Origin of the sequence: Coprococcus ammoniilyticus, from assembly GCF_025567345.1 — a bacterium.
In the GTDB taxonomy this organism is placed as follows: domain Bacteria; phylum Bacillota; class Clostridia; order Lachnospirales; family Lachnospiraceae; genus Coprococcus; species Coprococcus ammoniilyticus.
This window is the reverse complement of record NZ_JAOQJS010000007.1, coordinates 201,655-214,938: the sequence shown is the minus strand read 5'-3', so window position 1 is coordinate 214,938 and position 13,284 is coordinate 201,655. Positions and strand designations below refer to the sequence as shown.

Annotated in this window: 13 protein-coding genes; 9 read left to right on the top strand and 4 right to left on the bottom strand. The window is 42.6% G+C overall.

The features are described 5' to 3' along the window. Positions 1–80 precede the first annotated feature (80 nt). Together OCV60_RS12565 and epsC are read left to right on the top strand one after the other, a co-directional pair. Positions 81–1,706: a response regulator gene (locus OCV60_RS12565; protein WP_262530275.1), complete on the top strand. Its 1,626-nt coding sequence runs from the start codon at positions 81–83 to the stop codon at positions 1,704–1,706. A 183-nt stretch (positions 1,707–1,889) separates the two neighbouring features. Further along, positions 1,890–2,792, top strand: a complete 903-nt coding sequence (gene epsC / locus OCV60_RS12560) for a serine O-acetyltransferase EpsC (RefSeq protein ID WP_021943530.1) — start codon at positions 1,890–1,892, stop codon at positions 2,790–2,792. A gap of 451 nt (positions 2,793–3,243) precedes the next feature. Here epsC and OCV60_RS12555 read toward each other — a convergent pair whose 3' ends face one another. From OCV60_RS12555 to spoVT, 4 genes are all read right to left on the bottom strand, one after another. After that, positions 3,244–3,483: an RNA-binding S4 domain-containing protein gene (locus OCV60_RS12555; RefSeq protein ID WP_117785864.1), complete on the bottom strand. Its 240-nt coding sequence runs from the start codon at positions 3,481–3,483 to the stop codon at positions 3,244–3,246. A 69-nt stretch (positions 3,484–3,552) separates the two neighbouring features. After that, complete coding sequence (locus OCV60_RS12550) at positions 3,553–4,011, bottom strand: ferritin-like domain-containing protein (protein ID WP_262530274.1); 459 nt, start codon at positions 4,009–4,011, stop codon at positions 3,553–3,555. A 278-nt stretch (positions 4,012–4,289) separates the two neighbouring features. Further along, positions 4,290–4,562, bottom strand: coding sequence for an HU family DNA-binding protein (locus OCV60_RS12545; RefSeq protein WP_008402552.1), 273 nt, complete (start codon positions 4,560–4,562; stop codon positions 4,290–4,292). 187 nt (positions 4,563–4,749) lie between these two features. Then, positions 4,750–5,295, bottom strand: a complete 546-nt coding sequence (gene spoVT / locus OCV60_RS12540; protein ID WP_262530273.1) for a stage V sporulation protein T — start codon at positions 5,293–5,295, stop codon at positions 4,750–4,752. Positions 5,296–5,628: 333 nt separating this feature from the next. Here spoVT and OCV60_RS12535 point away from each other — a divergent pair, with 333 nt between their 5' ends. The 7 genes from OCV60_RS12535 (at position 5,629) to ftsH (ending at position 13,063) form a co-directional block, all read left to right on the top strand. Continuing rightward, positions 5,629–5,913 carry a YabP/YqfC family sporulation protein gene (locus tag OCV60_RS12535; RefSeq protein ID WP_021943527.1) on the top strand — a complete coding sequence of 95 codons (285 nt, stop codon included), beginning with the start codon at positions 5,629–5,631 and terminating at the stop codon, positions 5,911–5,913. After that, complete coding sequence (gene yabQ / locus OCV60_RS12530; protein WP_021943526.1) at positions 5,913–6,293, top strand: spore cortex biosynthesis protein YabQ; 381 nt, start codon at positions 5,913–5,915, stop codon at positions 6,291–6,293. Before OCV60_RS12535 ends, yabQ begins: the two co-directional genes overlap by 1 nt. An 85-nt stretch (positions 6,294–6,378) precedes the next feature. Then, entirely contained in the window at positions 6,379–6,678 is a 300-nt protein-coding gene (locus OCV60_RS12525; protein ID WP_117808147.1) for an FtsB family cell division protein, read from the top strand. Positions 6,679–6,808: 130 nt separating this feature from the next. Beyond that, a complete protein-coding gene (locus tag OCV60_RS12520) occupies positions 6,809–8,932 on the top strand; it encodes a SpoIIE family protein phosphatase (RefSeq protein ID WP_262530272.1) in 2,124 nt (707 codons plus the stop codon). Positions 8,933–9,143: 211 nt separating this feature from the next. Further along, entirely contained in the window at positions 9,144–10,586 is a 1,443-nt protein-coding gene (gene tilS / locus OCV60_RS12515) for a tRNA lysidine(34) synthetase TilS (RefSeq protein WP_262530271.1), read from the top strand. Continuing rightward, positions 10,570–11,091 carry a hypoxanthine phosphoribosyltransferase gene (gene hpt, locus OCV60_RS12510; protein WP_021944616.1) on the top strand — a complete coding sequence of 174 codons (522 nt, stop codon included), beginning with the start codon at positions 10,570–10,572 and terminating at the stop codon, positions 11,089–11,091. The genes tilS and hpt overlap by 17 nt, the downstream gene beginning before the upstream one ends. Before the next feature lie 49 nt (positions 11,092–11,140). Further along, positions 11,141–13,063 carry an ATP-dependent zinc metalloprotease FtsH gene (gene ftsH / locus OCV60_RS12505; RefSeq protein ID WP_021944615.1) on the top strand — a complete coding sequence of 641 codons (1,923 nt, stop codon included), beginning with the start codon at positions 11,141–11,143 and terminating at the stop codon, positions 13,061–13,063. Positions 13,064–13,284: the final 221 nt, after the last annotated feature.

Below are 13,284 nucleotides of genomic sequence, written 5' to 3'. Positions count from 1 at the left end.
GGAAGAAAACCAGATAAGGTCTTTCGAAAAACGGAAAAAAGAAAAAGGGGGGACGGTCTCGAAGGTGAGACTATAAACGTATGAGTAAGATAACATATGTCAGAACGCAACGGGATAAAAAAGTTGCATTTCTATTATTTCTATTTAGTGCTATTCTGATAGCGCTTATTATCTGGGGTGGGAATGTATTTTCCAAATTTGAACAATATGTTGATATATCCAGTAAGAATACGATCGCAGCAATGATGGAACAGGTAGAACATTCCTATCAAATGCAGATTAATTCAATGTATGAAGAAACAGAACGTCTTGAGAACTATCTGTTTGATGGCAAAACGAGGTCTGTTGTACTGGCAGATTATGAAGATTATTTTATAGCTATGGAGAATGATTCTGTACGGGATATCGTATTCGTTGATCATACCGGAAAATATATCTGTGATGATGGCAAAACAGGAACATTGGATTTGGGTGATACAAAGGGCACTCTGTTTGATGTTGGCGGTCAGTCTGTCCAATATTGTACCTGGAGAAACGGAGAAGAAATATTTGTTGTAGCAAAAAAATATGAAGCATTCTATGTAAATGAAAATGAATATGAAGTCATAGCATTTATTTACAATACAGATAGGGTAAATGATCTGTTTGTTGATTCTGCATATGGGGGACAGGCAAAACTCTATGTGACAAATGTAGACAGCATGGTTACATATGCAGATTTGGATAATAATGAGGGCGTTGTGCGCAATTATAATATCCTTGACCACTATCTGGACGAGTCTGTGATCGAAGAAGAGCAGTATGCACAGATCACAGAGGATTTCAGTGAAGGCAGACAGAATTGTGTAACCTTGTATGAAGGGAAAAATGCTGAATATTTCTATTACCAGCCATTAGAGGGAACGGAGTTCTTTCTCGTATTTCAGGCGCCATGTGCAGTGGTACAGAGTGTATTGACGGATTATCAGAAGAAGGTGTCAGGCTCATGGATGGTAACGGTTGTGATCATAGCATGTATCATGTTAGTGTTGGCAGTAGGAACCGTCGGAGCGATCCATATGAGAACCTGGTATGAATATGAGCGTCAGACGGCTGATATGCACCGGGAAAACAATGTACAATTGCGGCGTATGAATGCCGTGATGGAGGAAACCGTCCGGGAGTACCGGTTAGCACAGGAAGGGGCTTTGAAAGAAGAAACCGAAGAGGAAGCGGCTGAAAGAGAGGCAGAGGAAGAACGGGAAAAAGAAAGACAGATCCGTGAAGCACTTCCAAGGGTCGCATTCGTAGGCGAACGTTTCCTGCTGGTCGACGATAATGATATGGAAGGACTGCTTTTGCAGGAGGCATTGACCAAAAGAGGAGCGGAATGTACCGTAGCAAAGAGCGGAGAGCAGGCATTGAAGATGTTTAAACGCTCAAAGCATGAAAAGTTCCAGTATATATTGATGGACGCTGATATGCCGGATATGGATGGCTATCAGGCAGCCAGAAGAATCCGGCTGATGGATCATCCGCAGGCAAAAACGATACCGATTCTGGCAATGACTTATCACGCAACACCAGAGGCTATGCGGATGGCTGCTATAACAGGTATGTCCGGTCAGGTTGAGAAGCCGGTTAAAATGCAGACGCTTGCGCTGATCATAACCAAACTGAAGAGTAAGAACAGAATCCATCCGGGATATGATTATGACAGGAAATAGCAAGGAGCTGAAAAACATTATTTGTATTTTCCATCGAAGTGGACTGAAAAAACTATTATTTACATTTTTTATTGAGATGTTATACTAATGCTATATGCAGTTAGAGATGAATAATGTTTTACAGGACATATGATATCGAGTTGCATATATTGATATTAGGAAATGAAATGGAGTAAGACTGGAATGGAATTTGAAAATGATGTAAAAGCAGTCGTTGCAGAAATGGCTGAGGCGTTAAATAAGAATTATTCGGATCAGAAATTATTTGATCTGTCACTCGGAGAACGACTTCCACAGAAGGATGAGATCATTGATTTTGTGGATGAATTACGGAAAGTAACATTTCCGGGTTTCTTCGGGAGAGAGAATATGGCATATGCCAATAAGGAGTATTTTGCAGGACATAAGCTGTCATTGATATATGATAAATTATTCCGTCAGATCAAGGTGGCATTGAGCTATAAAAATGATGCTAAGAGCTATCAGGAGATCACAGAGGAAGCGCAGGAGAAAGCTCTGGGCTTTATCCGTTGCATACCGGAGGTTCAGGCACTTCTTTGCAAAGACGTAGAAGCAGAATATAACGGAGATCCGGCTGCAAACAGCCGTGAAGAGATCATCTTCTCCTATCCGGGGTTATTTGCGATATTTGTATACCGATACGCACATGTGCTCTATCAGATGAAGGTACCGTTTATTCCAAGGATCATGACAGAATATGCACATGGTGAGACAGGAATCGATATCAATCCGGGTGCCAATATTGGCGAATATTTCTTTATTGACCACGGAACCGGAATCGTTATCGGCGAAACGACCGATATTGGAAATAATGTAAAAATCTATCAGGGTGTTACTCTTGGTGCGCTGTCGACCAGAAAGGGCCAGCAGTTGTCCGGTGTCAAACGTCACCCAACCATAGAAGACAATGTAGTTATCTATGCGAATACAACCATTCTTGGTGGCGAGACCATTATTGGTGCAAATTCCGTAGTGGCGGGAAATACCTTCGTGACGAAGTCCATCCCTGCCAACACCAAGGTTGCCTCCACTATGCCGGAACTCGAAATCAAGACCTCAAACTAGGCGGACAAAACAGGTGGATTATCTCTAACAGCCTGACCATAATTGACTCGCTGCGATTTCTATTCGCTGCACATGTCTGATTCGTAAATACTCCTGTGCCAACTCGTCCTTCGGACTCAAACAGGCACCCGTATTTACTGGCACTGTGCATCTCATTACGAAATTCTCGCTAATGTCAATGTATAGTCAGGCTATTGTAGATAGTCCACCTGTTTTTGTCTTTCATACAGATATAAAGTCTGCGTATCTGGCTGCTATATAATAAACAATGACATTCATGTAGTTTCGTGATGAGATACACTCTAGCCGTCAGCATCAAGCCCATGTCTGAACCCGTAAGGGTGAGTTTGGGCGGCTGCTGACAAAAAGGCGAGTGTATCGAATAGAAACGAAATGAGTCATGTGTTTATATAGCGGTCAGGTAGGCGGACTTTATGTCGTCATGTTCGTTTTACAAATACCGGAACATTTCTTTGGCGTCTTCTTTTTTAGTGGAGTCGGCAATCATCGTAACTTCGACTTTGACGGTTTTGTTGCCGAAGCTAATCTCAATAACGTCGCCGACCTTCACATCAGTGGATGCCTTGGCAACCTTGTCGTTTATCATAACACGTCCGGCGTCGCAGGCTTCATTTGCGATGGTTCTTCTTTTGATCAGTCGTGAAACCTTTAAATATTTGTCTAATCTCATTTGTATATCTCCTTTTGTATTTTAAATGATGGTGTTCTATATAGTCGTAAAAGTATTTTGTTGGAGGGCTTATGCCATTCCATTTACTGTTTTGTATTTGAAGAGCATTTCGGCATGATTCTGTTCTTCAACCTGGATGTCAGCTAGAAGCTTACGAATCGTACTGTCGCCAAATATGAATACATCGCTGTTATATTCAGAGGATGCGAGCTTTTCGCTGGTGATACAGTCTGTTGCAAGAAAGGCATCATTCTTCTTATCTTGAGACTGTCCAAGCTGGCTGTAGGTAGCTTTTGGGTCGTAGTCTCTGCCATCACTGTCATTGCAGTTACAGCTTGGTACGGTTCCGGTCAGAACCTGCTCCAGACTGTCATAGTGCTTCTGTTCATTTCCCTTCAGTGTGGTAAATAATTCCTGTAACACAGGATCCTTTGCCTGGGCTGCATATTTGTCGTATTTGTCAATGCAGGCCTGTTCCAGTGTCTGAAGATCCTTGATCGCCTGTTTTTCCTTTTCTTTTAAGACCATAGTTATTGCCTCCTGCTTATTTAATGAATTGATACATATAACAGGTATGCAGGAACAACCGGCAGTACGCTGTTTTTGCATCTACCAGAAGTATTGCCAGAAGACAGCTGGGTTATTCCGCAAATAATCATATCATGCAAGACCGCGGTCAGATTATTCCGGAAAACAGACGGATTATTCCGGAAAACAGACGGACTATTCCAGAAAATAGAAAAGCAAAAGGGATGCTGATTTATACGATGCAGCATCCCTTAAGTACTTGATTCGTTCTATAAAAACTAGTTAAGTGAATCCTTTAAAGCCTTACCAGCTTTGAATTTTGGAGACTTAGAAGCAGCGATTGTCATTGTTTCGCCTGTTCTTGGGTTTCTACCTTCTCTTGCTTCTCTTTCAGCAACTTCGAATGTACCGAAACCAACTAACTGAACCTTCTCACCCTTCTTTAATTCTTCAGCTACAACGTCTGTAAAAGCCTTTAAAGCCTTCTCAGCATCTTTCTTTGATAATTCTGTCTTTTCTGCCATAGCAGCAACTAATTCAGTCTTGTTCATCGAAAAAATCCTCCTAAAATACTCATAATATATTATCCTGGTGAGCTAAACCGGATAACTCCTGGCGTAGATCACGCCCCAACATGTATATTTATACCTAAAATGCCAGTATTTGTCAAGGTTAGAACGCCATTTTGCCTTGAAAAACCTTGATTTTTCGCCATTTCTCAAGGCAAATGACATAGAATTAGTTCTCCATCTGTTTTCCGAGAAAATTAGCAGCAATGATCGCGGTTTTCTGTTCAGTTTCCCCGAAACGCATTTTGTCATCTTTGCTCAATACAATGACCGCTCCGATCGCGTCACCTTCACAGATGATCGTCTGGATCACCTGTCCGGCATAGTCAGTGCCATCGGAAGTGATGTTGACATATTTTGTATCACCGCGGCGGGCAATTACAGCTTCCCGGTCATTGATGACATCCTCCAGATCCTTGTGGATGGATTTGCCGACCAACTCTTTCTTTGGCATGCCGGCTACTGCAATGATCTGATCGCGGTCAGTGACGCATACCGGACAGCCGAGGATCTGTGAAATGGAATCTACATATTGCTGTGCAAAGGTTCCGAGCTCGCCGAGCGGGGAATATTTTTTTATGATAACTTCGCCGTCTTTTCCGGTAAAGATCTCAAGGGGATCACCTTCCCGGATCCGAAGCACACGCCGGATCTCTTTCGGAACAACGATCCTGCCCAGATCGTCGATACGTCTGACAATTCCTGTGGGTCTCATACTTAATTTTCCTCCAATACCCATATTTTGTAAGAATGATTTTTTGTTGTAATAAAAATACATCCTTTTTTGCTAGGTTTTAGCTTTAGAGTTAGTATGTGGCAAATGTGGGGAATTATACTCTTACAAATACGAATGGATATAAATTTATGGCTAAGAGATGGTAAAGAACAAAAAATAAAAATCAGTCAAAACTGATCAATATCGGCAAGCTGGAAGAATTGTTTGTTGAGATATGGGATTGAGAACAGGTTCTACTGCAGGTATAAGCTTCATATACTGTTCTAACAGACTTAAGAAAGCTTCTGAAGGCTTTTTGGAAAAGGGGAATACATGGAGAAGGTACAGAGCACAGGAAATTCCGATGGACATAAACTGATCATGGATGCCAGAAAGGAAGCAAAGATAACCGGAGTGGAAAAGGTAATCTCGTTTGAACCGGATCTGGTATATCTTCTCACAAAGGCCGGAAAGATGAAGCTGACCGGAAAAGATATGCATATGACGAATCTGGATATTGACAAGGGCGTTCTTGACATGAATGGAAAGGTTGACTGTATTTGTTATATGACAGATAAAGAGGACGGAACATTTTCGCTTAAGAGGTTGTTTAAATAATGACGGAAATGATGGAACAACAGTCAACCGCGTTTGCCGTATGTGTGCTATGCGGCGTAATCATTGGTTTTCTGATAAGCTGTTTTTATGCTTTAAAAAAAGTGATAAAGATGCATGGCGCCTGGATCGGTATTTTTGATCTGACGTTTTGGCTTGCATTATGTGCAATGGTTATTCTGGTGATGTTTTATTATAATAGCGGAGAGATTCGGCTGTATATTTTTTTAGGATTTTTTTCGGGAGCCGGGGTGTATTTTGCTACTATAAATTGGGTTGTTTCCAGACTGCTGGACTACATATTGTATGGGATAAAAATGGGGTTGAGAAAAGTGATTTTAAAGGCAAAAATGCTTGTTGACATAATTTGTTCGAGAAGGTAAAATTATGTCAATACACTTCGAAAGAACTGTTTTTATAGCAGAACAGGTCTGTTCGAAAAGAAGCAGGAAACAGGGGAAATGGACCATGGGTAGAAGCAATACCGGAAGAAAACAATCGAAGATCAGTACCGCTATTATTCTGATCACTCTTCTTTTACTGGTTGTTGTCGTGTTGGTGAAGTCGATTCAGTTAAGGGAGAAGAAAGCAGAGCTGCAGGTACAGGCAGCAGAGATTACTGCCCAGATTGAAGATGCACAGAACGAGCATAAGAAACTGGAAGAAAAAGAAGACTATATGAAGACGAAGAAATACGTTGAGGATGTTGCAAGAAATCAGCTTGGGCTGGTATATCCTGACGAAATAGTGATTCGCCCTGAAGAATAAACACAGAATTAAGAAAGAAATATAAAAAAGAGTCAAAGAAAAGTGATAGCTGTTTTCAGCTTTCGCTTTTTTTTTACGTTCAGTCTCCGTATAATGTCTGACACTTAAGGCAAAAAGGGAGGACATATATATGAAAGAAAAAAAGGTGAATCGGGTTTTGTTGTATCTGCTGGGCTTTCTGTGTGGCCATTCTGCGGTTGTTGGAATGCATCCGTTTATGGTTTCGATGCTGGCAGCAGTTTACAGCATCAGACAAAGTACGTTTGGGCTGTTTGCAGCCATGCTCTTTGGCGGAGCAGTTATGTATGGAATCGGCGGTTGGAATGCAGGAAGCTTTTTTCAGATGGGACCATATGTAATGGGGGAACAGCAGCTTCCGGTTACATATTTTCTATTAAAATATAGTTTGATCCTGATCGGTGTTCTGGTCGGTCTGAACCTGACGGAGGGAGTTCGGAGAAACCTGTCCGAACACACAGACAGAAGTGGAAAAAAGACAAAACGAAAAGGTGTGAAACAATCATATGGAACCAATATCCGGTGGATTCTGGCTGGCATATGTGCCATACTTGTCTTTGGAATTAGTACGGTCTGTGGTCTGATGGTCGAACCGGTGCAGAATGCCCTGCCGGCTGCCGGCTGCGAGGCGGTGATCTCGACAGGATTGATTCCTGCATTCCGCAAAGGTCTGGAGGTTATCCTGCTGCATAAGAGGGAACGGGATCATTATAATGAAGAATTGCTTGGAATACTGATAGTAGTTACAGTATGTATATGGGGAATGCCATATAAAATAGGCGGAGTTGTTACCTGGCTGCTGATGACCGGTCTGTATCTGTCTTGGTATACGTTGCATCGGTTTGGAGCCGGATATGGAATGGCGGTAACGGGTGTATGTGGTCTGATCACAGCGATCAAAAGCGGACAAGCAGAATTTGTCGGAAGTTTTTTTATTTGTGCGATCCTGGTGCTTGCGGGCAGAGCACTGTCGGATAAGAAGAAAACAGGCACTATTGTGTCAGTGCTGCTTGCATGTGTATTGATCGGACTTACTTACGATCCATATTTTCTGACACCTGAGGGGATAAAAAGTGCTGGCAGTGCAGTGCTGTTATTTGCAGCGACACCAAAATGGATGCTTACCGTCAGGGATGGATGGATCCAGTCGCAGTATAATTTTCAGACAGCAACGGAAATCAACCGGATAACGGCAGAGAAAATACGGGAATTATCCGGGGCATTTAAACGAATCGAATATACGCTTGCCGGATGTGGCCCGGCGGCTGCCAAGGTAGATCTGGGTGAGATCGGAGATATGATCGGAAGATTTTCCGATAATCTGGAAACGGCAGAACCGGTTCCGTTTAACCGGGAGGAGCAGTTGCGGATGCGCTTTCTGGAACAGGGGGTGATCATGACGCACCTTTCTTCGATGAAGAATGAAATGGATCATGTACAGTATTATATAACAGCCAGAACAAAGAATCAGAAAATCATGTTGTCAAAGGATGCAGCAGACATTCTTTCAGAGGTTTTTGATAAGCCAATCCGGGCATCCGAGGATACTTCAGCGATCATATCTGAAAATGACCGTGTGATCACATTTGAGGAATGTGCGAGGTATCGCTGCAGTTATTTTGTCAGAAGGATCAAGAAATATGGTTCCAATGTATCGGGAGACAATTTTTCGGTGAAGGAGCATGAGGATGGCAGACTTGTAATGATGATCTCGGATGGGATGGGAAGCGGAAGCCTTGCATCCTGCGAGAGTACGTTGATGATTGACACGATGGAAGAACTGCTGGATGCTGGCTTTGACCCTTCTTATGGAATTGCATTTTCCAATAATTGCATTTCCGAAAAAAACAGCGGACGGTGTTTTACAACTTTTGATATGGGAATCGTAGACCTGTACAACGGGGAGCTGACACAGTATAAGCAGGGGGCAGCACCGACATATATTATACATTCAGAGGGAATCGAGGTTCTTTGTGGGGCGTCACTTCCAATCGGAGTTCTGCCGGAGGCAGAATGTGATGTGATCCATCAGGAGCTGGAACCGGAGGATCGACTGGTGATGGTGAGTGATGGAGCGTTTGGGGATGAAGAGGATATGCGTGAGATCCTAGAGAATCTGGATACGGAGGACTGCAAGGAAACGCTGGAGTATATCATTTCACAGGTGCTTCTGCGTTGTGAAGGCAGACTTGAGGATGATGTGACGGTGATCGTGGCAAAATTGGAAATAGCATAAACTTTCTGGTTTGTTACTTGAAATTTATAGCAGGCTTGTATTAAGATAACGAAGAAATGTATATGACCGGATGTAAAATAACGAAGCTGCATATATCGGTGGATGCAGGATTTTAAAGAAATGTTTATACAATATACATACAAAGATACAGGTAATGAATATAGATGATCGAATATCCGAATCATAGAAGACGGACAGGTGTGGAAAACAGATGACAGAAAATACATTAGAAGAACAGATTTATCAATTTATAAAAGAAAAAAATTTGCTTAAAGCAGGAGATGTCTGCATCGTTGGTGTGTCCGGCGGAGCGGATTCCATCTGTCTGCTGACGGTTCTGGCAGGACTTCGGGAGAAAATGGAGCTCAAGCTGTATGCTGTCCATGTTAACCATATGATCCGCGGAACAGAGGCAGATGCAGATGAATCTTATGTGGCAGAGTATTGTGAGAAGCTTGGAATACCATGTGACTGTTACCATATCGATGTGCCGCTGCTTGCAAAGGAACAGAAGCTGACGGAGGAAGAAGCGGGAAGAAATGCACGGTATGAGGCATTTTCTCAGACGGCAGACAGGTGTGGCCTTTCTGATTATAAGGTAGCGGTTGCTCATAACAAAAATGATGTAGCAGAGACGGTACTGCTCAACATGGTAAGGGGAACAGGGATCGCCGGAATGGCCGGAATACCGGTAAAGCGGGACCGAATCGTGCGTCCGTTACTTTCATGTACCAGACAGGAGATTGAGGCTTATCTGGAACAGCAGGAGATACAGTATTGTACGGATTCCACAAATCTGGAAAATGATTATGCCAGAAATAAGATCCGTAATCAGGTGATTCCGGCACTTAATGAGATAAACACACAGGCAGCGGCACATATCAGTCAGGCAGCAGCCTATGCGGCTATGTATGATACCTATGTGACGAAGCAGGTAGGATATTTTCTGGATGAACATATGGAGATACGGAAACAGACCGGAAAAACAGATGCATATGTATTGGAAATCAGGAAGCTACGGGAACAGGATGAACTGATCGAGGATCTTGTGATCTTAGAATTGATTGGCAGAGTCAGCGGTGGAAGAAAGGATGTCGGTCAGAACCATGTAAGAGAAGTGAAGAAGCTGTATCAGGCAGCTGCGGGAAGCCGGATCATGCTTCCGCATGGTGGAATGGTATATCAGAATTATGGATACCTGTGTTTTGAGAAGACAGCAGAGGGTGCACGCGATGTCGACTGGCAGGAGATAGTTATAAAAGGTGCAGGTGAATATATCCTGCCCGGAATGGGAAGGATGAAGATTGAAATATTTGAGAAATCTGTTCATTTAGATTTAACAAAAAAAGAGTATACGAAGTTTGCAGATTATGATAGAATACAGAATGGCATTATTATCAGGAAATATATGGAAAATGACTATATGGTGATCGCATCAGACGGCTCAACGAAGAAGATAAACCGGTTATTTTCATCCTGCAAGATACCGGTGGCAGAGCGTTTGCAGATACCGCTTGTAGCTTCCGGACATGACATCATCTGGGCAGTAGGCGTCCGGTTGAGTGAGAAGTACAAGGTACGGCCTGATACAAAAAGAGTAATATGTTTAGAATATATACCAGAAGGAGAAAATGAAGATGAAAGAGCAGATTAAAGTCATGATATCTGAAACTGAAGTAGATAACAGAATCTCAGAGATGGCAGCAGCTATTGATAAAGCATATGCAGGAAAGGCCGTTCATCTGATCGGAATATTAAAAGGAAGTGTATTCTTCATGTGTGAGCTGGCGAAGAAGATCACGGTTCCTGTAACCATGGATTTTATGTCAGTCAGCAGTTATGGAGATGATACGAAATCATCAGGAATTGTGAAGTTGAATAAGGATCTGGATGAATCAATAGAAGGAAAAAATGTGATCGTCGTTGAAGATATTCTCGATTCAGGAAGAACGCTGTCGTATCTGATCAAATTATTAAATAACAGAAAGCCAGCGAGCATGCAGGTAATAACTCTGCTTGATAAGCCGGAGAGACGTGTGATTCCGGTTGAATTATATATGACAGGATTTACGATCCCGGATCGTTTTGTAGTAGGATATGGACTTGATTGTGCACAGAAGTATAGGAACCTTCCATATATCGGAGTGATTGAACAGTAGATATCAGACTGTTTATATAAAAAGACAGACCAAGATGAAGGAGTAGACAATGAATAAGAAGAGAGCAAGAAGTGCTGTTGTGATTTATGCGATCATCCTTATTGTCGGATTCCTGCTGATCAACAAATGGCTGGGTGGCAGCAGTAATGTTGCGACCAATTACAGCTATACGGAATTTTCGGCAGATCTGAACGCGGGAAACATCGCAGCGGTAGATATTACACAGAATACAAATGTGCCGACAGCAACCGTAGATGTGGAGTTTGTTTCCGGAAAACAGCTTACATTCTATGCGGCAGATGTTAATGAGATTATTAAGATCTATAATGACTATGAAGCAGCAGTTGATAAGAAGAATGCGACAGCTTCTGCAGAGGATCAGGTAAAACTGGCAAAGTACAATCTGTATGATGTGCAGAAGGAAAGCATGCTTGGCATGTGGATCCCATATCTGATCATTATGATCATTATGGTCATTATCATGACATTCATGATCGGACGAATCCAGGGTGGTGGATCCGGCGGACAGATGATGAACTTCGGAAAGAGCCGTGCCAAGAAGAATGAAGATATCGGAAAGACGGTTACATTTAAAGATGTAGCAGGGCTGGATGAGGAGAAAGAAGATCTGGAAGAGATCGTCAGCTTCCTTAAGAATCCGGGAAGATTCGTAAAGGTTGGAGCCAGAATCCCTAAGGGTGTTCTGTTAGTAGGACCTCCGGGAACCGGTAAGACATTGATGGCAAAGGCGGTTGCAGGTGAAGCCGGGGTACCGTTCTTCAGCATTTCGGGATCTGATTTCGTGGAAATGTTTGTCGGTGTCGGTGCTTCTCGTGTAAGAGATCTGTTTGACGAAGCAAAGAAGAATGCGCCATGTATTATTTTCATCGATGAGATCGATGCTGTTGCAAGACAGCGTGGTACCGGACTTGGCGGTGGACATGATGAGAGAGAGCAGACCTTGAACCAGTTGCTTGTTGAGATGGATGGTTTCGGTGTAAATGAAGGAATTATCGTTCTTGCAGCAACCAACCGTGTGGATATTCTTGACCATGCGATCTTAAGACCTGGTCGTTTTGACCGTAAGGTATTCGTAAATCGTCCGGATGTCAAGGGTAGAGAAGAGATCCTGAAGGTTCATACAAAGAATAAGCCACTTGCAGAAGATGTAAATCTGAATGATATTGCAAGAACAACGGCAGGTTTTGCAGGTGCTGATTTGGAGAACCTGATGAACGAAGCTGCGATTTGTGCAGCGAAGGATAACCGTGCTTATATTGTAAAAGAAGATGTAGATAAATCATTTATCAAAGTTGGAATCGGTGGAGAGAAGAAGAGTCGTCTGGTACCGGAGAGCGAGCGCAGAATCACCGCTTATCATGAATCCGGTCATGCGATCCTGTTCCATTTGCTTCCTCATGTGGGACCGGTTTATACCGTATCTATCATCCCGACCGGAACCGGTGCAGGTGGATATACGATGCCGCTTCCTGAAAATGACAACGTATTCATGACAAAGGCAAAGATGTTAGAGGATATCAAGGTAAGCCTTGGCGGACGTATCGCGGAAGAATTGATCCTTGAGGATATCACAACAGGTGCTTCGCAGGATATCAAACAGGCAAGCCAGTATGCCAGAGCAATGGTTACCAAGTATGGTATGTCTGAGAAGCTTGGACTGATCAACTACGAAAGTGATGATCAGGAAGAAGTGTTCCTTGGACGTGATCTTGGTCACGCAAAGAATTACAGTGAGAAGGTTGCCGGAACAATCGATAAGGAAGTGAAGCGTATCATCGATGAATGTTATGCAGACGCCAGAGCGATCCTTGAAGCACATGAAGATATCCTTCATAAATGTGCAGCTCTTCTTCTCGAGAAAGAGAGAATCGACCGGGCTGAGTTTGAAGCATTGTTTGATGATGTACCAAATGCAAATTCTGCTGCAAACGCAGAGCCTTCAACAATATAGACAATAGTAACACGAACAAATTGAATGAAAACCAATAAAAAATTGTACATGTTGCACAAAAACGGCGTTTTTTGAATAATTTCAAAAAACGCCGCTCTCTGTTTTGCACAATAAAATTTTTAAAATAAAAAAATGTTTGGGCAGACTTTTAGAAGTATTTGTATATAATAATACTTGTAACCCCCCAATACATTATATAGTTTTGGCTACACCCCATAAGT

Bases quoted from the DNA above. Each gene is read 5' to 3' on its own strand.
- OCV60_RS12565 (WP_262530275.1), top strand. From the start codon at position 81: ATGAGTAAGATAACATATGTCAGAACGCAACGGGATAAAAAAGTTGCA.
- epsC (WP_021943530.1), top strand. From the start codon at position 1,890: ATGGAATTTGAAAATGATGTAAAAGCAGTCGTTGCAGAAATGGCTGAG.
- OCV60_RS12555 (WP_117785864.1), bottom strand. From the start codon at position 3,483: ATGAGATTAGACAAATATTTAAAGGTTTCACGACTGATCAAAAGAAGA.
- OCV60_RS12550 (WP_262530274.1), bottom strand. From the start codon at position 4,011: ATGGTCTTAAAAGAAAAGGAAAAACAGGCGATCAAGGATCTTCAGACA.
- OCV60_RS12545 (WP_008402552.1), bottom strand. From the start codon at position 4,562: ATGAACAAGACTGAATTAGTTGCTGCTATGGCAGAAAAGACAGAATTA.
- spoVT (WP_262530273.1), bottom strand. From the start codon at position 5,295: ATGAGACCCACAGGAATTGTCAGACGTATCGACGATCTGGGCAGGATC.
- OCV60_RS12535 (WP_021943527.1), top strand. From the start codon at position 5,629: ATGGAGAAGGTACAGAGCACAGGAAATTCCGATGGACATAAACTGATC.
- yabQ (WP_021943526.1), top strand. From the start codon at position 5,913: ATGACGGAAATGATGGAACAACAGTCAACCGCGTTTGCCGTATGTGTG.
- OCV60_RS12525 (WP_117808147.1), top strand. From the start codon at position 6,379: ATGGGTAGAAGCAATACCGGAAGAAAACAATCGAAGATCAGTACCGCT.
- OCV60_RS12520 (WP_262530272.1), top strand. From the start codon at position 6,809: ATGAAAGAAAAAAAGGTGAATCGGGTTTTGTTGTATCTGCTGGGCTTT.
- tilS (WP_262530271.1), top strand. From the start codon at position 9,144: ATGACAGAAAATACATTAGAAGAACAGATTTATCAATTTATAAAAGAA.
- hpt (WP_021944616.1), top strand. From the start codon at position 10,570: ATGAAAGAGCAGATTAAAGTCATGATATCTGAAACTGAAGTAGATAAC.
- ftsH (WP_021944615.1), top strand. From the start codon at position 11,141: ATGAATAAGAAGAGAGCAAGAAGTGCTGTTGTGATTTATGCGATCATC.